Here is an 18,969-nt window from a genome sequence, read left to right as displayed (position 1 = left end):
TTGCGGCTTCTTCTTGTACGACAGGGGCGCAAATAACGATATCGCCCAATAGGTCCAGGGTGACATCCGCCGGTAGGTCGGCCGGGAATGATAGTACGTTGGTAGGACGGTCTTGGTCGCGATACTGCGCGTTAAGTTGCTGCATCTCGCTTGTGTCGACGATACGAAGAGCCGCTTCCCAGTGTTTTTCGGGGTTTGCCTTGCTCTGCAGCAAGGCGCATTCGGCGGCGCGCAGCAGGGTCTGATCATCCGGAGATTTCTCGACAGTCTCGCGAAATACGTCGAGTGTGAGCATCAGGGTTTACTCTTCTCCAGGCTCGCCGTGATCGTTTCATGGATCTCGTAGGCAGCCACGATACGTTGCACCAGGGGATGTCGCACCACATCTCTGTTAGCAAACCAAGTGAATCCAATGCCTTCGACATCTTCAAGAATTTTTGCCGCATGGGTCAGACCTGATTGCGTCCCTCGAGGCAAATCGATTTGTGTCGCATCGCCGGTAATAACAGCGGTTGAGCCAAAGCCGATACGCGTCAGAAACATCTTCATTTGCTCCCGAGTGGTGTTTTGCGCCTCATCCAAAATAATAAAGGAGTGGTTGAGCGTTCGGCCGCGCATAAAGGCGAGGGGAGCGACTTCGATAATGCTGCGCTCAATGTATTTGCTCACTGTTTCGAAGCCGAGCATTTCGTAGAGTGCGTCATACAGCGGGCGTAAATAGGGGTCTATTTTTTGACTGAGGTCTCCCGGCAGAAAGCCGAGCTTTTCTCCGGCCTCTACTGCCGGTCGAACCAGCAGTATGCGGCGCACTTGTTCATTTAAAAGTGCCTCTACTGCACAGGCTACGGCAAGATAGGTTTTGCCGGTACCTGCTGGCCCCACACCAAAATTGATATCACAATTTTGGATGGTTCGAACGTAAGCCTGTTGATTTCGACCCCGGGGTTTGATGGATCCTTTGCGTGTACGAATGATCTGCAGTGCCTCGACGCTACCATCGGGCCCCAAGCTTTCCGTACCCGCGTGCTGGAGCTGCAGATGCAGAGATTCCGGGGTCACCGCAATACCCTGGCAAACCTCGTCATAGAGCTGTTTCAGCAGAGCACCGGTCGAAGCTACCGCCTCGGGATCGCCGTCCACCGAGAATTGATTACCGCGGGATTTGATTTTTACCTGGAGACGCTCTTCGATTTGACGCAGGTGCGCGTCAAACTGCCCGCACAGGGCTGAAAGATGTCGTGCATCGTCAGGTTCGAGGGTCAGACTAAAAGGCTGCCCGCTCGGACTGGGAGGTTCTGAGGTCAAATTGTTGTTTGTGGCGTTAGCCATGCCCTTGGAACTGCAAGAATAGTCACGAATTCGCCACAGTCAACCCGCGGTTCCGAGTATTAACGCTCCGCGAAGGGAGTTGGGCAGTGCTTCGCCAACCGTCACGTCAACAAACTGGCCAATAAGTCCATGGTCGTCAGCGCTAAAATTGACCACACGATTGTTCTCTGTGCGGCCCTGCAACTGGCCGGGATCCTTCCGTGAGGGGCCGGTTATGAGAACACGCTGCCGCGTGCCCACCATATTTCGGCTAATGGCCTGAGACTGTTGATTGATACGTGCCTGAAGTATGTGCAGTCGTGACTTTTTGGTGTCTTCGTCGGTGCTATCTGGAAGATCGGCTGCCGGCGTGCCTGGTCGAGCGCTGTAGATAAAGCTAAAGGATGCATCGAAACCGATGTCGTCGATGAGCTTCATAGTGGCAGCGAAGTCTGCTTCGGTCTCTCCGGGGAATCCAATAATAAAGTCCGACGACAGACTGATATTCGGGCGAATAGTGCGCAGCTTGCGAATCTTCGACTTGTATTCAAGCACCGTATGGCCACGCTTCATCGCGGCCAATACTCGATCTGATCCCGCCTGCACTGGGAGGTGAAGGTGGTCTACGAGCTCTGGGATTTCGGCGTAGGCCTGGATCAAGGCCTCGGAAAACTCCACCGGATGCGAGGTGGTATATCGAATCCTGTCAATGCCGGGAACACGGGCAACAAAGTGCAGGAGCTCTGCAAAGTCGACAATGTCGCCTTCGTGGTTGTCACCGCGATAGGCGTTGACGTTTTGCCCAAGAAGATTAACTTCGCGAACTCCACGTGCTGCAAGACTGGCGACCTCCGCGATAACGTCGTCGAGTGGGCGAGACACCTCTTCGCCACGGGTATAGGGCACTACACAGAAGCTGCAGTACTTGCTGCAACCTTCCATGATCGACACGAAAGCTGAGGGGCCGTCTACGCTGGGCTCCGGTAGGCGATCGAACTTTTCGATCTCTGGGAAGCTAATGTCGACCACCAGCTTGCCAGTGTTTCGGCGCTCTTCCAGCATCTCCGGGAGCCGGTGAAGCGTCTGGGGGCCAAAAACCAGATCAACAAAAGGCGCTCGTTTACCGATTTCGGCGCCTTCCTGACTCGCGACACAACCGCCGACACCAATGATGAGGTCTGGGTTTTTCTGCTTTAGAGGCTTCCAGCGTCCCAGTTGGTGAAAGACTTTTTCCTGGGCTTTCTCGCGAATAGAGCAGGTGTTCAGCAAAATTACGTCGGCTTCTTCTTCGCGATCTGTAGGCACGAGATCATGGCTGTCTACAAGAAGGTCCTGCATTCGCGCAGAATCGTACTCGTTCATCTGACAACCGTGGGTTTTGACGAAAACTTTTTTGCTCACTGCTCCTGACCTTGCCTGTGCCCATGCACGGTTTTTCTGTGCATTGAGGGCCTTTATAAAAGGGCCGCGGAGTATAGCGCCGGTTGCGGCTGCTGCCCAGCAAATTTGCTGGCATTCCATCCCGCGGATAGGTATGCTCTCGCGCCCGCTAAAACGCGGTAGTTGAGTGCGTTAGCGCGCGCTCGGACAGCTACAGTGAGTAACCGGAATCGTTATGCCAAGCAGTCCTGTTTACAAAGTTATTTTTCAAAACGGCAATCAAGTCGTAGAGATTTTTGCGCGCCAGATCTACCAAAGTGACATGTGGGGCTTCATCGAAGTCGAGGAATTGTTGTTCGGAGAGCGCTCTCAGATCCTCGTAGATCCCGCCGAAGAGAAGCTCAAAAGTGAGTTTAGCGGCGTCCAGCGCAGCTATATTCCCCTACACTCGGTCATTCGGATAGATGAGGTGGCCAAAGAAGGTGTTGCCAAGATTTCGGACGTTAAGCCCGGCGCGAGCACCAACGTCACGTCATTTCCCATGCCTTCGGCGCCTGCCAAGCCGCGTAGCAGCGACGACTGATTTGGTATTGCGTGGGCAGGCTTGGCCCGGGCATGCTCGGCTCCCGAGAAAAATTGGGGTGACTCGCTCGCTCGAACATGCCCACGCCAAGCCTGCCTCTGTGCTATCCCGTCGGCATTCCATCGAACTGCACAGCATTCGAAAGATTAGGCAGCCAAGCCACCGTTGACTTGCAGAACAGCTCAATGCGGGGCGGTAGTTGGTCAAACTGATCTGCGGTGGCAATTCTCAGACTCACCCAGGGTACCTGACCCTTTTCGTCTGGAAGTGACCCGATGTGCGTTCCACACTCTGGACAGAAAGCCATGCGCCGGCTATCCCCGCTGTCGCCGATCTTCTCGAAGTATTTTGGCCGACCCCCTGTGAATCTAAGTTCCTCGGGCGGAACCGCGGCGACCGCCCGAAAAGCGGAGCCCCCGAGAATTTGACAGTCTCGACAGTGGCAAATCCCAACCATATCGGGGTTCACGTCAGCCTCGTACTTCAATTGGCCACAAAAGCAGCTGCCGTTTACCTTCATCGAAACTCCTTCGCTAATGATAGCTTTGTGCATCTGAATCTTAGATTACAGCGAAAGTTAGTGAAGTCATGCGCCTAACTCCTGAACGTGAGTGGCTAATACCCACCGCGCGATGTGTGAATGCCGGCTCCGCCAGACACCGGGCGGGGAACCCCGCGCCATCGGCTCGAGCATTTTCAGTCTTAATCCGCGCTCACCAGGGGGAATATCCACCTTGTAAGTGCCGTCCGCGCGGTCATCCGTAAGGGCGCTGGGACGCACGATGGTCCAGTTGAGGCCGCTTTCACGCACCCATGGCTCCTGCAACTCGTGGTCCAGAAATACAGGGCGCAGAAGCAGGCCAAACATGATGCGCTTCCAGAAGAAGTTCAGGTTTGCCCAGCTCGCTCCCGTGCCCAGGGTCGTCTGGCAGATTAATCGACTCACTCCCTGACCCTGCATAGCCTTAATGACATGCATCGTTCTCTGGGAACGTACGAGACTCTTGCGTGACGCACCGGCGCCCAGCGCAATCACGACACTGTGTTGTTTTTTAACGGCCTCGTTGACGCTGGCGGGCTCCATAGCGTCCCCTGCGTGCTTCTTGAGCCTGGGATGCTCTTATCTCCAGACCTTCGATGCGACGCGCAAAAGCCGTCACTGCATGGCCGTCAGCCAGCAGGCGTTCAACGGCTAGGCAGTCCCACACTGCCTGTTGCGCCGAAAACGGTAACTTTCATGCCTTACTCCTTTCTATCTCCAAGTTACTTGACACAATGTCAAGTAAGAGTTTAGAAACGCGGGGAAAGATCCTCGACAGCGCCTGGAGTCTGCTTGTAGGCGGCAGCAATGCGGTGAGAATGAGCGACATCGCCAAGCTCACGGGCATTAGTCGTCAGGCCGTTTATCTGCACTTTCCCTCGCGGGCTGAGCTTCTGATCGCCACAACGCGCTACATTGATGAGGTGAAGAGCATTGATGATCGCCTTGCAGAACAACGGCGACGATGCCGCTCGCGCTGCCTGGTCTGACCGCATGGACGCAGTTCACCATCGATGTTCGGCGGTCATATCAGCGCTAAAGAAGGATGAAAAGCTCATCAAGGGGCTATCGACGAAGGAAGCGACCGACCTGCTCTGGAGTCAGCTCTCCTTAGCAAACTGGGAGTGTTTACGACAGCGCTGTGCTTGGTCGCAAGCACGCTACATCAAAGTCACGCGGCAAACCGCGCGCCAGACACTCATCTGATAACCGGGCTCTTATTGGCCCCGGCCACTGGCGTGGCAAGCAGGTGCCATGCCCTTGCGCCTGGCAGGCGGGGGCTCTTCCCCCGCGTGCAGATGCCTGAACGAGAGTCCACTGGTTGAAATCTGTCTTCTGACCCCCATCTATGTGCTCTAAGCAGAGGATTTGTTATGCAAGACGACAATACAGAGGACCAGTCCTCGCCAGGACTTGATCTGAGTGCTGAAATAGGGGATGACGGCGTCAAGCTAAAGTCTTCGACGCCCGCGGTGGCTGATGATGTGCTGCCTGATTCGCTATATCTCATTCCTGTACCGCAGCGGCCGTTTTTCCCCGGCCAGGTACAGCCTGTGGCAATGGATCCCGACGAGTGGGGCGGCACCATCAAGGCGGTCACCGAGGCGACTAATGGTGTAGTCGGACTCGCTTATGTCGATCGGAGCCAGCTTGGCGGTCGTGACCCTGAGCCTCGGAACTTTCCAGAGATGGGTTGTGTGGTTCGATTACACCGTCCTCCGATGATGTCGGAAAACCCCGGCCAATTTCTGGCGCAGGGTGTAAGGCGTTTTCGTATTGTGCGCTGGCTTAGCGACAAGCCGCCTTATCGAGTGCAGGTTGAATACCCCCGGAGCCAGGGCGATCGCGACAGTGACGACGTCAAAGCCTATGCCATGGCTGTGTTGCAGGCCGTTAAAGAACTGCTGCCCCTAAATCCGCTTTACAGCGAAGAATTGCGCTACTACATCACCAACTTCAACCCCAATCAGCCTAGCTTATTGGCCGACTTCTCTGCGGCTTTGACCACCGCCAACGGTGATCAGCTGCAGGAGATTCTGGAGACGCTGCCCTTGCAGTCGCGTATGCAGAAAGTCCTCACTTTGCTGGGTAAGGAGCGTGAAGTCGCGGAGCTGCGTGGAAAGATTACCGATCAAGTGAACGAAAAGGTGACCGATCAACAGCGCGAATTCTTCCTCCGCGAGCAAATGAAAGTCATCCAGAAAGAACTGGGTCTCTCTAAGGACGACCGCACATCTGATGCAGAGCGCTTTGAGGCTCGACTGGAGGCCTTGGTATTGCCAGACTCGGTTCGCGAGCGCATCGACGATGAGCTTCAAAAGCTCTCCGTACTCGAGCCGGGGTCGCCAGAATACGGTGTGACACGCAATTATCTGGACTGGGCAACGCAGGTCCCCTGGGGTCTTACGTCCGAGGACAACCTTGATCTAAAGCACGCAGCTACGGTCCTTGATCAAGATCATGATGGGCTGGACGATGTCAAGGATCGGATTCTTGAATTCTTGGCGGTGGGTTCATTTAAGGGTGAAATCGCTGGCTCTATCCTGTTGCTTGTCGGCCCCCCTGGTGTCGGTAAAACGAGTATCGGACGTTCCGTGGCTAATGCCCTGGGTCGTGAGTTCTATCGCTTCAGTTTAGGGGGGATGCGCGACGAGGCAGAGATTAAGGGCCATCGCCGTACCTATGTGGGTGCTATGCCCGGTAAATTCGTTCAGGCGCTCAAAGAAGTGAAGGTGGCCAATCCAGTCATTATGCTGGATGAGATCGATAAGATCGGCGCGTCCTTTCAAGGTGATCCCGCCTCTGCGCTGTTAGAGGCTCTTGATCCTGAGCAGAATAGTGAGTTTCTTGATCACTACCTCGATTTGCGGGTCGACCTGTCGAAGGTGCTGTTTATTTGCACGGCTAATCAGCTAGACACGATCCCGGGCCCTCTACTGGATCGTATGGAAACCCTGCGCTTGTCAGGTTATGTGGCTGAAGAGAAGCTTGCCATCGCCCGTAATCACCTCTGGCCAAAGCAATTGGAACGCCATGGCTTGGCCTATGATCAGCTTAAGATCAATGATCCTGCATTGAAGTATGTGATTGAGTCCTACTGTCGTGAGGCTGGCGTCCGCAATCTAGAAAAACAGCTGTCGCGAATCATGCGCAAGTCCATCGTGGAATTTGTAAAAGGGCGTACGACCAAGCGGCGCAACGCTAAATCCGATGCCAGTCGCGAAAAGCGCCGCATTGGTAAGCGTGATATCGACGATCTGTTGGGCCAGCCCTTGTTTCAACCCGAGAAGCCTCAGCGGGGGATTGGTGTTGCCACCGGTCTGGCCTGGACAGCGATGGGAGGCGTCACCTTACCGGTCGAATCCTCGCGCGTTCACACGCTTAACCGGGGCTTCAAGCTTACCGGTCGCTTGGGTGATGTCATGCGCGAGTCGGCGGATATTGCCTATAGCTTTGTTATTTCGCATCTCAAGGATTATCGCTGCGACCTCGACTTTTTTGATACCAGCATGGTGCATCTGCACGTGCCCGAGGGAGCAACACCTAAGGATGGTCCGAGCGCCGGCATTACTATCGCCACGGCCTTAGTCTCGTTAGCGCGAAAGGAACGTATAAAGCGCCCACTAGCGATGACCGGAGAGCTAACGCTCACTGGACAGGTGCTTCCCGTCGGAGGTATTCGCGAGAAGGTTATTGCGGCACGGCGGGCAAAGATCATGGAGCTGATACTTCCTCATGCGAACCGCCGAGACTTTGAAGAATTACCGGATTACCTGCGCGAAGGGATTAACGTGCATTTTGCGCGGCACTTTCGTGATGTCTTTGAGACGGTTTTTGAGGATCACCGGCGAGGTAAGCCACTACACTAATTCAGCTCAGTTGAATTGTGTCGCTGACCGCTGCTCAATACAGGCATCGCCTTCAATCGCCGAAAAGACTGGGGGGATCGGCTCTTTGAAGGCGATGCCTGCATCGAGCTGCAATCATCAAGGCCTTGCTAAGTCGTGCGTGTCCGGGCCGATACAGGCGCCAATGCCAATCGCCGAAAAGACTTGGGGGATGGACTCGTTGAAGACGGCGACTGCAGCGACCTGTCTTCAAGTATCCTGGCACTGCGTAAGGCTCACGCCAGCATAGGATAAGCGAACCAATCCCCCTCGTCTTTTCCGGTGAGTGTTCCTGCGGTGGCGAGAGCCGGATCGTTTTCCCGCTTATCAGGGTGCCTCAGCAATCACAACGGCTCGCCGCGGTGCTGGATAACCTTCGAGCGTTAGCGAGGCATCATTCGGATCCAGAAAATTCTTCAAAGACTGAAAACTCATCCAGTCGGTTGGCCGCTGCTCTTGGGTAGTGGTGACAGATTCATCGACTACCCGGGGGTTCTTCCAGCCTAGCTTGGCCAGCCAAAGGATTAGCATCGCCGAGCTTGGGATAAACCAAACGTTACCCATACGGGCATAGCGTCCTTGGGGTACCAGGCATTGCCGTTCGTCGCCTTCTATCACTAAAGTTTCGAGTACGAGCTGACCACCGCTGCGAAGACTATCGCGAAGGGTTTGTAAATGTTCCATGGGTGAGCGACGGTGATAGAGCACACCCATAGAAAACACTGTGTCAAAGGCGTGGAGATTGGGCGGCAACTTCTCGATGCCAATGGGTAGAACGCTCACAGCAGGATCCTGAATATAGTGCTGTATGGCCGCAAACTGAATCACAAACAGCGGCGAGGGATCGATTCCGATGACTTCCCGGGCACCTGCGCCGCGCATACGCCAGCAGTGATAACCATTGCCGCAACCAACATCGAGGACTCGCCGGTCGTTCAGCGAATCGATGTGTTGGGTGAGTCGTTCCCACTTCCAATCCGAGTGCCATTCGGTATCGATCGCTAAGCCAAATAGCGCATAGGGCCCTTTGCGCCAGGGACTAAGCCCTCTCAAGGCCGCTTCGAGTGATTCAGCTGTCGCTGCATCAGGCGTTGATGCGACGCTCACGCCCACTTCTGCAGCGTCGAGTAGAACCTCATTTACAGTTATGTTGGGTAGGGATTCGAGTGCGGTACGCCACCGGGGAATGTCACCGTGACGCAAAACGGATAGGCCGGCTTCTACTTGCTCTGCTAACAGCTCGGCCCACGGTGCCAGCGGTCCATCTGCCCAACGTTCTTGAAGTGTCTTAATGTCGATCATTTAAGTGCGATGATTGATGCGAAGTTAAAACACTGAAACCAGACATCGCTTGAGCTAAATCCGGCATCGGATAGGCGTTGGCGATGTTGGTCCAGAGATTCGGGAACCAACACGTTCTCTATGGAGTCGCGCTTTCCCGCGATTTCAAGATCGCTGTACCCATGCGCCCGCTTAAAGTCATGATGCAGGTCGATGTTGAGTTGGTTTAGGGTCTCGTCCGGAAACACCACTTTTTCTGACAAGACCAGAATTCCCCCGGGCATCAACGCATCAGCTATACGCCTTAGTAAGCTCTGTCGTTCCTGCAGCGGAACGAACTGCAGCGTGTAGTTCAGAACAACCATCGACGCGTTGGCAATCTCGCTCTCGAGGATATCTCCCTCGCGAAGCTCGACTCTTGTACAACCGGCATCCATCGCGATTAATTCCTGGCAGCGCTTGATCATATCCGGGGAGCTATCGATTCCGATGATCGTGCAGTCAGGCACGGTGATGTGACGACGCATGGATAGAGTGGTGGCTCCCAGAGAGCAGCCCAGGTCATATACGCAGCTACCTGGCCGCGCGTATCGTCCCGCGAGCAGTCCCGACATGGCAATCACGGTTTCGTAACCCGGAACGGACCGACGGATCATGTCGGGAAAGACAGCGACAACATCGTTGTCAAAGCGAAAGGGTCCGGGCGCCCGCAGTGGGTCGCTGAAAAGGGTGTCAAGAGTATCGGAAGTATCGGTCACGGTGGCTTTGGTCTCCTCGCTAGAGGTCAGTCGCGAGCGCCGCGCATGGTAGCATGCGTCGCGGTTTTGAACGCTTGTTCTTCATCGCAATAAGGCAGGACTTTCACTATGCAAGGCACTCATGAGTACAGCGGCGCTGACCGCAATCAGAGCATTCTCATCGACATTAACGGGGAGCTACTCCCGCGAGAGAAAGCTGTCGTTTCGGTATTTGATTCTGGCTTCGTGTTGGGTGATGGTGTCTGGGAAGGACTGCGTGTTGAGGGCGGCACAGTGTTGTTTCTCGAGCAGCATCTCGACCGTCTCTATGAGGGGATGCACACGTTGGATTTTGAGCCCAGCGTCGATAAAGAAACGCTCTCCCGGAGGCTCTACGCGGCGCTCGCTGCCAACGACATGCATGACGGTGTGCATGTTCGGCTCATGGTTTCCCGGGGCGTCAAATCAACGCCTTATCAGGACCCGCGAATGACTATCACGCCACCCACCATCGTGATCATTCCGGAGTACAAAACGGCACTTCCCGAGACTGTAGAAAACGGCGTTACCTTGTTCACCGTGCATGTGCGCCGCGGTTACTCCGATGTTCAGGATCCAACCCTGAACACGCACTCTAAGTTGAATTGCGTGACGGCCTGCATACAGGCGGCGAAGGCGGGCTACGATGAAGCACTGATGCTGGACCCTCACGGTTTTGTCGCCACCTGCAATTCAACGCATTTCTTTATCGTGCGGCGTGGGGAGCTGTGGACTAGCACGGGAGACTACTGTTTGGACGGCATTACTCGGAGAAAGGTGCTGAATATCGCCCAGGCCGAGGGAATGACAGTGAAGGAGCGTAACTTCACGCTCACCGATGTTTACAACGCCGAGGAAGCATTCGTTACCGGAACCTTTGCGGGGCTTGTGCCCGTACGAGAGGTCGATGGACGAACAATCGGCGACGCCACAGGTGGACCTGTGGTCACGCAGCTTCAGTCGGCGTATCGTCGCTATGTCGCTCAGTACATTGACGGGCCTGGGCGGTCGCATGCCCGCGGTCAAGACTGAGTCATGAGTGTCCGGCGGGTGGCAATGTGGTCCGGACCCCGCAATATTAGTACCGCGATGATGCGCTCCTTTGAGAACCGCAGCGACTGCGCGGTGATCGACGAGCCGTTCTACGCGGCGAATCATCGCGTCCTATGCCCGTGTGCGAGAAGAATTCACACTTGATGAGTTAGGGTTTGCTCAGCAGGCAGCGTTGTTCGAACGTGAATGTGATCGCCTTGGCGCCGTGCCACCGGTTTTGCGGCGCCTGACCAAAATGCCCGAGAAGAGCCTGTGGTTCTGAGTGATGTACAGGAAACCTTGTGTGCCGAAGCAGAGCGAACGTACCAGCAAATGCTGACCCACGCTGTGCGTGGGTAGCCAGTGTCCGAGGCTTAGTTAGCGCTGCGGACCCATTTGTTTTCTTCGGTCAACTGCCGACGCTGCCGCGCACGTGGATGCAGTTGTGCGAAGTAACGCTCAACGTGATCGCTAGCATGGTCGGGCTTGCGAAATTTAATCGCGCCCAAAAATGCAACCAGGCTGTTGTTGGCTTTGCTTGGGTTGTTGGCTTTGCTTGAGTTGTTGGCTTTGCTTGAGTTGTTGGCTTGCTTGGAGCTGCTGCTCTCTGTGTGCTGTGACATGACCCTGTCCTTGTAACTATGTACTTAGAATAGGGCTCTGACGCGTGGTAACAAGGGAAAAATCCGCAAAAAAAACGTGAAAAGTGCGCAGTCGCTGAGGCAGCGTACAATCCTTGTTTGCTCCTACACCTGCCTCGCGTATTCTGCGAGAGTGAATTCGCCCGCCCAGATCAGGAATTTTTACCATGCTTGACGCACTGTCTCTTCTTCCCGATGACCCCATCCTTGGCCTCGCCGCGCTGTGCCGTAAGGACGAAAACCCCAAGAAGGTGGATCTCACAGTGGGAATTTACATGGATGAGGATGGCATTTGTCCCGTCTTTGATGCCATTCGTCAGGCGCAGGCCACACTGGTTGCCGATGAGGTGAGTAAGGCTTACCTGTCGCCTGCAGGGGTGGCAGGATTTAATCCCGGCATGCAAAAACTGGTGCTGGGAGAGAGCAGCGTGGCATTGGCTGACGGGCGCGTAAGTAGTATTCAGGCACCTGGTGGCTGTGGTGCGCTGCGTATCGGCGCTGAAATTATCCAAGCAGCATCCCCTGGGGCAAGGGTTTGGGTGTCCGATCCCACATGGCCTGTCCATATCCCGCTACTTGGGAGCGTGGGTTTACAGTTTTCTACCTATCGTTACTACGATGCCCAGACGCATGGCGTAAATTTTGACGCGATGGTTGAGGATCTGAAGGGCGCGAGCCGCGGGGATATCGTGTTGTTGCACGGATGCTGTCACAACCCCTGCGGCGCCGATCTGTCGCAAGAGCAGTGGTCCATTATTGGAGACATGGCAGAGGCCCAGGGCTTTATGCCTTTTGTGGATATCGCTTACCAAGGTCTCGGTGACGGGCTTGATGAGGATGCGGCGGGACTGCGTCAACTGGCCGAGCGCTTGCCAGAAATGATTATTGCGGCTTCCTGCTCAAAAAACATGGGCCTCTATCGTGAGCGCACGGGCTGCACTATGTTTCTGTGTCGCGATAAGAAGAATGCAGATGCGCTATTGAGTCAGGCAAAAGTCGCGGCGAGACGCGTGTATTCCATGCCCCCGGCTCATGGCGCACTGCTGGCCAGTGCTGTATTGGCAGACGATGCGCTTACTGCGAATTGGCAGGCAGAGCTTCGGGGTATGTGCGAGCGCGTCAATGGTTTGCGTGGCAATCTGGTTGAGAAGCTTCAGGCATCAACGGGGCGCGACTTTGAATTTATCCGCGCCGAGAAAGGAATGTTTTCTTTTCTGGGCCTCAGTGGTGAGCAGGTCCAGACCTTGCGCGATGATTACAGTGTTTACATGCTTGGCTCATCACGGATTAATGTTGCCGGTGTTAATGCCCGCAACATCGATTACCTGGCCGATTCTATCGCTAGCGTTTTGTAGGACGCGCCCTAGCCAAATGGCTTAGGCGCGTTCTTCAAGTTCTGTCCAGCGCTCGATCGTTGCTTCGAGCTTTTCAGCAATGCCTGACATTTCAGCGAGGAGGTTTTTAACGTCCCCTGCGTCGCGCTCGTAGAAGGCGTGATCTGCACACAGAGACTCAAGCTCAGACTGTCTGGATTCCAGCGTCTCTATTTCTCCCGGGAGGGCATCGAGCTCTCGCTGTTCCTTGTAGCTCAGCTTCTTCTGCGTATTGGGCTTTACCTCCACCACTGCCGCTTCGGCCGGCTTTGCCTCTGCCGAACTTGCGGCGTCATGAGGCATCGCCTCCAAAGGCAGTAAGCGTCCACCGCGAGCTTCCCAGTCACTAAAGCCTCCAGCGTGCTCTTCGATACCGCCGTCGCCGGACAACACGAGCAGGCTGGTCACCACGTTATCCATAAACGCGCGATCGTGACTCACCAGCAGCACGGTGCCTTTAAACTCCATAAGAAGCTCTTCGAGAAGCTCCAGAGTCTCGATGTCCAGATCGTTGGTGGGCTCATCGAGCACCAGTAAGTTGACGGGTTTGCTGAACAGCAGCGCCAGTACCGCGCGATTTTGCTCTCCACCTGACAGTGCGCCCACCGGGGTGCGCAGTCGCTGGGGGGAGAAAAGAAAGTCCCCAAGATATGAGACAGCGTGCTTCCGGCGGCCGCCAATTTCAATAAAGTCCCGCCCACCGCAGACATTGTCGATGAGGTTCTTTGTGGGGTCCAAGGTTGATCGCCCTTGATCGCCGTAGGCGATCTCGAGTTTGCTGCCCAAGCGGACGCTACCGCTGTGGGGAGCCAATTCGCCGGTAAGCAGGCGAATCAGCGTGCTTTTTCCGGCGCCATTGGGCCCAACGACTCCCACACGGTCCCCGCGTTGGAGAAGCATGGAGTAAGGCTTGATAATACGGCGACCACCAAGCACTGCGCTGGCTTCTTTTAGCTCCACCACAATTTTCCCGCTGCGCTGGGCATTATCCACATTGAGATTTGCAGTACCGGTGCGCTCACGGCGGGCACTACGCTCTTCGCGCATCGTTTTGAGTGCCCGAACCCGCCCTTCGTTACGGGTGCGTCGTGCTTTGATACCTTGCCTAATCCATTTCTCTTCGTCGCTTAATCGTCGATCGAACAGGGCGTTGGCGCGTTCTTCGGCGGCAAGTTGGTGCTCCCGGTGCGTTAAGAAACCGTCGTAGCTTCCTTGCCAAACCGTCAGCCCGCCTCGATCAAGTTCGGCGATATGGTCGGCAACGCCACTTAGGAAACGTCGGTCGTGGGTGATGAGCACCAAAGCGCAACGTAAGCTCGTGAGCTGTTCCTGTAGCCACTCGATGGCCGGAATGTCGAGATGGTTGGTAGGTTCGTCAAGGAGGAGGATATCCGGATCACTGACCAAGGCTCGTGCCAATGATGCGCGGCGACGCCATCCGCCGGAAAGACTTGCCATGGGCGTGTCGCGCTGCAGGTCAAGCTGGGTCAGCGTCGTGTCGACACGCTGTCCTAGTTGCCAGCCGTCTGCGGCTTCAAGGGCATGCTGTACGCGCTCGAGCTCTACAAGGTCCGCATCAGGCGATGAAACCAGCTGCTCAAAGCGACGCAGCAGGGCTCCGGTCTCGGCCAGCCCGTCAGCAACATAGTCATAAACGGTAATGTCCGTAGCCTTTGGCAACTCCTGCTCTAATCTCGCGATGCGCGTGCCCGGCCGCAGCCAGCGCTCGCCGCCATCCAGGGCGAGGTCTCCCGCCAGAATCTTAAGCAGTGTGCTCTTACCCTCGCCGTTGCGGCCCAATAAACCGAGTCGCTGACCACTGCTAATCTGCAGATCGACGTTGTCGAGGAGGACGTGGGTGCCAAAGTGCAAATTAGCCTGTTCGAGGCGCAGAAGATCCATGAATGATGTGCTGTAGAAAATGAGGGGCGCATTCTAACGCGCTCTACGGGCATATCTACCTACTTTCTGTTACATCTCGTGGTCGTAACTACGGTTCTATGCGATTCTCGCGTCTAATGGCCAGGGGAGAAGGATATGCACTCAGCACTTTGGATGCCGTCGGCGGATCGTGTGGGGATGGAGCCGCTTACGTTGTTCGCCGCGTATGCCGCACAGCGCTATGGCTGTCCTGCGGACGCAAAGTATCCAGTTCTGCACCAGTGGTCCGTAGAGCACCCAGCGGACTTTTGGTCTGCGGTATGGGAGTGTTGTGGGGTTATCGCGTCGAAGCGCGGTGATGCTGTGCTGGACGATGCACGGCAGTTTCCCGGCGCGCGGTGGTTTGCCGATGCGCGTCTGAATTTCGCAGAGAACCTTTTGCGCCACACTGGCAGTGATACTGCGATCATCGGACTCCTGGAGACTGGCGAGCCTCGGCGCATTAGCCATGACGAGCTTCGCCGGGAGGTGGCCACCGTTGCTGCTTCGCTTCGAGAGCTTGGTGTTGGGGTTGGGGATCGCGTAGCGGGCTTTATGCCGAACATTCCTGAGACCGTGGTAGCGATGTTGGCGACCACGAGTCTGGGTGCGGTTTGGTCCTCCTGCTCTCCTGATTTCGGCTTTAACGGTGTGCTGGATCGCTTTGGTCAAATCACGCCCAAGGTGTTGTTCTCCGCTGATGGTTACATCTACAACGGTAAGCATTGCGACAGCCTCGAACGTCTTGCACAAATCAGCGAGTCTATTGAGAGCTTGGAAGCGGTATTTGTGGCGCCAGTGTTGTCGCCGAATCCTGATATTTCAGCGGTGTGCCACGGCCAGATGTTCCCCGATGCGAGCGCGATGGAGCCGCCGGCCCTGAGCTTTGCGCAGCTGCCCTTTGATCATCCACTGTTCATTATGTATTCCTCGGGCACCACTGGCCCGCCCAAATGCATCGTGCATGGTGCTGGTGGCACGCTGCTGCAGCAACTCAAGGAGCATCGTTTCCAGGTGGGGTTACGTCCCGGAGATGTGTTTTTCTATTTCACCACCTGTGGCTGGATGATGTGGAATTGGCTGGTGTCAGGCTTGGCTTCCGGGGCGGCTCTGCTTTTGTACGATGGCTCGCCCTTTGCGGAGGATGGAGCGCGTTTGCTGGATGCCATTGATAGCGAGGGAATATCGGTCTTTGGCACCAGCGCCAAGTTCATTGCCGCCTTAGAGAAAGCAGGTAAAAAGCCCCGGGAAACACATCGGCTGGATAAACTGCGTAGCATTTTGTCCACCGGCTCGCCCTTGTCGCAGGAGAGCTTTGAGTACATTTATCGCGACTTCAAGAGCGATGTGTGCCTTTCCAGTATTTCGGGTGGTACCGACATTTTGTCCTGTTTTGTAGGCGGAGCACCCACGCTGCCCGTTTACAGTGGCGAAATTCAGGCGGCGGGTCTGGGCATGGCCGTAGAAATATGGAACGAGGCGGGTGAGCCGGTAGTAGAGCAAAAGGGTGAGCTCGTGTGCGTAAAGCCCTTTCCTTGCTGTCCCATAGGTTTTTGGGATGACCCACAGGATAAGCGTTTTCGCGCGGCCTATTTTGCGAGCTGGCCTGATATTTGGGCTCACGGGGATTATGGCGAGATAACAGCTCACGGGGGGTTTATCATCCATGGCCGTTCGGATGCGGTGTTAAATCCCGGTGGTGTTCGCATCGGCACCGCAGAGATCTATCGCCAGGTGGAACGCGTGCCTGCGGTGCTGGACAGTATCGTTATTGGGCAGCAGTGGCTGGACGATGTGCGAGTGGTGTTGTTCGTCGTGCTTCGCGATGGTGCTGAGCTTGACGATGTGTTGCAGCAGGAGATACGTCGCATGATTCGGCAAAACGCCACGCCACGACACGTGCCGGCCAAAATTATCGCAGTGGCGGACATCCCTCGAACTATAAGCGGCAAGATTGTCGAGCTTGCAGTAAGGAATGTGGTCCATGGCGATCCGGTGAAGAACACGGATGCTCTTGCCAACGCTGCTGCGCTGGCCTACTTCAAGGATTTACCAGAGCTGGCCGAGTAGAGGGTTCAGCCGCCCCATTGCCTTTTCCGGGCGCAAGAAATTTGCAGTAGGGCGCTGGGCGATAACACCGCGATTCCGCTATCATTGTCGCCCTTTTTATGGGCGCGGCTGCAATCTGAGAGTGGCCGCCTTTTTTCGGGGTCCTCATGTTTTCACGCGCATATCAGATACACCACGATCGACAGTTGGCCTTATGGCTTCTTTGCTGTGCTGTGGTGATCTACGGAATGATTTTGCTGGGCGGCGTAACGCGGCTCACGGAGTCTGGTTTGTCCATGGTGGAGTGGCGTCCGATTATGGGTGTATGGCCCCCCATTGGGGACGCGGCTTGGCAGGATGTGTTCGCAAAATATCAGCGCTTTCCTGAGTACCAGAAAATCAATCAGGGAATGGGGATTGAAGAGTTCAAGGTGATCTTCATGTACGAGTACCTCCACCGGGTGCTGGGTCGCCTCATTGGTTTGCTATTCGTGCTCCCCCTGATGTTCTTTGCTCTGCGCGGTTGTATCCGGCCGGGCCTAATGCCGCGGCTGTTGTTATTGCTGGTGCTGGGTGGATGTCAGGGGCTCCTTGGTTGGTACATGGTCAAGAGTGGTTTGGTAGACAGACCTAGTGTTTCTCAATACCGGCTTACTGCGCACCTTGGCCTTGCGGTGGCCCTGTACGCAGCAATCGTTTGGCAGTTCCTGAATTTGTGGCCTGGTGCCGCCGAGCCGACAAAGTCCGCGACAGCACAGGCCATGGTGGGTCTGGCCAGGTGGTCGCCGCTGCTTGTGGGCTTGGTGTACCTGATGATTCTTTCTGGCGGGCTGGTTGCCGGCACGGACGCGGGCTACGCCTATCCCACCTGGCCTAACATGGGCGCTGGGTTTATCCCCCCGGGTCTCTATCAGAGCACCCCTCAGTGGCTTGCTGCTTTTGAAGACATCACAACTATCCAGTTCAATCACCGTATGTTTGCTTACCTTTTGGTGGTAATTGTGGGCGGCTTTGGCGTGCGATTAATACTGCAGGGCTCGGATACGTTTATGCGACTAGCGGGGGCTGCGGTAGTTACAGCGCTGATGCTGCAAGTTACGCTGGGTATTAGTACCTTGCTCACACAAATGGCAATCCCCGTGGCGGCAGGCCATCAGGCGGGGGCGATTCTGTTACTTACGGTCCTGCTGTTTACCGTGCACGCGCTTCGACGTCGGCAGGGCATAGCTAGCGATAGCTGACCACGAGGAAGCCCTTTAGCGCGTCTTTACCCTTACAGCGAATCACGTGAGGAATGTCGGCTCGGTAGTGGGCAGTATCCCCGGTCAATAATGCCACTTCGCTGTTTCCCGTACTGACGGTAGCAGCGCCCTGAGAGACTGAGAACATCTCCCGAGTCCCTTCAAAATGTGCGGCGCTTGCCAGTTCGGCGCCGGGTTGCAGGGTGATCACGTAAAACTCGATGTTTTTCTCAAGCTGCAATGGCGACAGCGTGCGCAATTCACATTCGCTATCGGCGCGAAATACTGTGCCTGGGTCGTCGCCCCGAACCACATCAATGCTCGCGCTTGCGTTCGGGTCATCAACCAATTCACCAATACTGATGCCAAAGGTCTGCGCGATGCGCTGTGTGACAGCAAGGGTGGGGTTGGCTTTACAACGTTCAATCTGACTGAGCATGGAGCGACTGACGCCCGAGGCTGCAGCGAGCTGTTCGAGGGTCATGGACTGGAGTTGGCGTAATTGGCTTACGCGTTCGCCCAGAAGTCTGCTGGTTGAGTCGGTCATGCCCGCATTATAAGTCGAATAGCACTACCTACTAGCTAATGGCTATGACTGCTTTGATTCGGCAAGACGCCGGCACCTATTGCTTCGCGTCGCGCTGACGCGCTCCTGACTGCTACGCAATAGGCACCGGCGTCTTGCCTTACGCCTAGCGAGTGGCGAAGGTTGTTCGTGGCAGTGGGGCAGATCGCAAGGAGTGCGGGCATGACTGTCATGGAGCAGTCAGGAGCGCGCAGCGCGACGCGGAATGACAGTTGTGATCGTGCTCCGATGCCTTGGTGAGGGGGATGTTAGCGATTCGCAGGCAAAAAAATGCCCACACGAGGCGGGCATTTCAAGCGCTTGTGAAGTACAGCTTAGAAGCTGTACTTCAAACGTGCGCCCCAGACTGCACTCTCTTCCATGACACGGGC

19 protein-coding genes are annotated in these 18,969 nt (G+C 55.7%); 9 read left to right on the top strand and 10 right to left on the bottom strand.

Translation table 11 applies throughout. From position 1 onward, the window contains the following. The 3 genes from ybeY to miaB all read right to left on the bottom strand — a co-directional run. Positions 1-295: rRNA maturation RNase YbeY (gene ybeY, locus ACI9KD_RS13195; RefSeq protein ID WP_414981642.1), on the bottom strand; the 295-nt coding region annotated here is incomplete at its 3' end. Beyond that, positions 295-1,329, bottom strand: a complete 1,035-nt coding sequence (locus ACI9KD_RS13190; RefSeq protein ID WP_414981641.1) for a PhoH family protein — start codon at positions 1,327-1,329, stop codon at positions 295-297. The genes ybeY and ACI9KD_RS13190, both read right to left, overlap by 1 nt. Before the next feature lie 39 nt (positions 1,330-1,368). Then, complete coding sequence (miaB, locus tag ACI9KD_RS13185) at positions 1,369-2,709, bottom strand: tRNA (N6-isopentenyl adenosine(37)-C2)-methylthiotransferase MiaB (RefSeq protein WP_414981640.1); 1,341 nt, start codon at positions 2,707-2,709, stop codon at positions 1,369-1,371. A gap of 214 nt (positions 2,710-2,923) precedes the next feature. Here miaB and ACI9KD_RS13180 point away from each other — a divergent pair, with 214 nt between their 5' ends. Further along, a complete protein-coding gene (locus tag ACI9KD_RS13180) occupies positions 2,924-3,271 on the top strand; it encodes a DUF1820 family protein (protein WP_414981639.1) in 348 nt (115 codons plus the stop codon). Positions 3,272-3,374: 103 nt separating this feature from the next. On the opposite strand, the gene ACI9KD_RS13175 is transcribed toward ACI9KD_RS13180, so the two are convergent. Then, complete coding sequence (locus ACI9KD_RS13175) at positions 3,375-3,791, bottom strand: GFA family protein (protein WP_414981638.1); 417 nt, start codon at positions 3,789-3,791, stop codon at positions 3,375-3,377. Positions 3,792-3,857: 66 nt separating this feature from the next. Then, positions 3,858-4,355: an NAD(P)-dependent oxidoreductase gene (locus tag ACI9KD_RS13170; RefSeq protein ID WP_414981637.1), complete on the bottom strand. Its 498-nt coding sequence runs from the start codon at positions 4,353-4,355 to the stop codon at positions 3,858-3,860. Between the two features lie 191 nt (positions 4,356-4,546). On the opposite strand from ACI9KD_RS13170, the gene ACI9KD_RS13165 reads away from it, so the two are divergent. From ACI9KD_RS13165 to lon, 3 genes are all read left to right on the top strand, one after another. After that, positions 4,547-4,801, top strand: a complete 255-nt coding sequence (locus ACI9KD_RS13165; protein ID WP_414981636.1) for a TetR/AcrR family transcriptional regulator — start codon at positions 4,547-4,549, stop codon at positions 4,799-4,801. After that, complete coding sequence (locus ACI9KD_RS13160) at positions 4,749-5,018, top strand: hypothetical protein (protein ID WP_414981635.1); 270 nt, start codon at positions 4,749-4,751, stop codon at positions 5,016-5,018. The genes ACI9KD_RS13165 and ACI9KD_RS13160 overlap by 53 nt, the downstream gene beginning before the upstream one ends. A 167-nt stretch (positions 5,019-5,185) precedes the next feature. Further along, on the top strand, positions 5,186-7,681 hold the full coding sequence (gene lon / locus ACI9KD_RS13155; protein WP_414981634.1) for an endopeptidase La: 2,496 nt from the start codon (positions 5,186-5,188) through the stop codon (positions 7,679-7,681). Between the two features lie 345 nt (positions 7,682-8,026). On the opposite strand, the gene cmoB is transcribed toward lon, so the two are convergent. Together cmoB and cmoA are read right to left on the bottom strand one after the other, a co-directional pair. Next, positions 8,027-9,001 carry a tRNA 5-methoxyuridine(34)/uridine 5-oxyacetic acid(34) synthase CmoB gene (gene cmoB, locus ACI9KD_RS13150; RefSeq protein WP_414981633.1) on the bottom strand — a complete coding sequence of 325 codons (975 nt, stop codon included), beginning with the start codon at positions 8,999-9,001 and terminating at the stop codon, positions 8,027-8,029. Then, positions 8,998-9,738, bottom strand: a complete 741-nt coding sequence (cmoA, locus tag ACI9KD_RS13145) for a carboxy-S-adenosyl-L-methionine synthase CmoA (RefSeq protein WP_414981632.1) — start codon at positions 9,736-9,738, stop codon at positions 8,998-9,000. Before cmoA ends, cmoB begins: the two co-directional genes overlap by 4 nt. A 108-nt stretch (positions 9,739-9,846) precedes the next feature. Between cmoA and ACI9KD_RS13140 the strand changes: the two genes are divergently transcribed. Both ACI9KD_RS13140 and ACI9KD_RS13135 read left to right on the top strand, forming a co-directional pair. Then, positions 9,847-10,788 (top strand): aminotransferase class IV, encoded by a 942-nt coding sequence (locus ACI9KD_RS13140; protein ID WP_414981631.1) that lies wholly within the window; start codon positions 9,847-9,849, stop codon positions 10,786-10,788. A 3-nt stretch (positions 10,789-10,791) separates the two neighbouring features. Continuing rightward, positions 10,792-10,953, top strand: a complete 162-nt coding sequence (locus ACI9KD_RS13135; RefSeq protein ID WP_414981630.1) for a hypothetical protein — start codon at positions 10,792-10,794, stop codon at positions 10,951-10,953. A 209-nt stretch (positions 10,954-11,162) separates the two neighbouring features. On the opposite strand, the gene ACI9KD_RS13130 is transcribed toward ACI9KD_RS13135, so the two are convergent. Next, positions 11,163-11,411 carry a hypothetical protein gene (locus ACI9KD_RS13130; RefSeq protein ID WP_414981629.1) on the bottom strand — a complete coding sequence of 83 codons (249 nt, stop codon included), beginning with the start codon at positions 11,409-11,411 and terminating at the stop codon, positions 11,163-11,165. A 185-nt stretch (positions 11,412-11,596) separates the two neighbouring features. On the opposite strand from ACI9KD_RS13130, the gene ACI9KD_RS13125 reads away from it, so the two are divergent. Beyond that, on the top strand, positions 11,597-12,784 hold the full coding sequence (locus ACI9KD_RS13125; protein WP_414981628.1) for an aromatic amino acid transaminase: 1,188 nt from the start codon (positions 11,597-11,599) through the stop codon (positions 12,782-12,784). A gap of 21 nt (positions 12,785-12,805) precedes the next feature. On the opposite strand, the gene ACI9KD_RS13120 is transcribed toward ACI9KD_RS13125, so the two are convergent. Further along, positions 12,806-14,704 carry an ATP-binding cassette domain-containing protein gene (locus ACI9KD_RS13120; protein WP_414981627.1) on the bottom strand — a complete coding sequence of 633 codons (1,899 nt, stop codon included), beginning with the start codon at positions 14,702-14,704 and terminating at the stop codon, positions 12,806-12,808. Positions 14,705-14,839: 135 nt separating this feature from the next. Here ACI9KD_RS13120 and ACI9KD_RS13115 point away from each other — a divergent pair, with 135 nt between their 5' ends. Both ACI9KD_RS13115 and ACI9KD_RS13110 read left to right on the top strand, forming a co-directional pair. Beyond that, positions 14,840-16,792 (top strand): acetoacetate--CoA ligase, encoded by a 1,953-nt coding sequence (locus tag ACI9KD_RS13115; protein ID WP_414981626.1) that lies wholly within the window; start codon positions 14,840-14,842, stop codon positions 16,790-16,792. Positions 16,793-16,938: 146 nt separating this feature from the next. Further along, positions 16,939-18,012 carry a COX15/CtaA family protein gene (locus ACI9KD_RS13110; RefSeq protein WP_414981625.1) on the top strand — a complete coding sequence of 358 codons (1,074 nt, stop codon included), beginning with the start codon at positions 16,939-16,941 and terminating at the stop codon, positions 18,010-18,012. On the opposite strand, the gene ACI9KD_RS13105 is transcribed toward ACI9KD_RS13110, so the two are convergent. Beyond that, complete coding sequence (locus ACI9KD_RS13105; protein WP_414981624.1) at positions 17,999-18,559, bottom strand: helix-turn-helix domain-containing protein; 561 nt, start codon at positions 18,557-18,559, stop codon at positions 17,999-18,001. The two genes, ACI9KD_RS13110 and ACI9KD_RS13105, sit on opposite strands and share 14 nt — an antisense overlap. Between the last annotated feature and the right edge of the window lie 410 nt (positions 18,560-18,969).

Origin of the sequence: Congregibacter sp. (genome assembly GCF_047617445.1) — a bacterium.
GTDB lineage: Bacteria > Pseudomonadota > Gammaproteobacteria > Pseudomonadales > Halieaceae > Congregibacter.
Note: the sequence above shows the minus strand (reverse complement) of the source record. Positions and strands in the feature narration are given on the sequence as shown.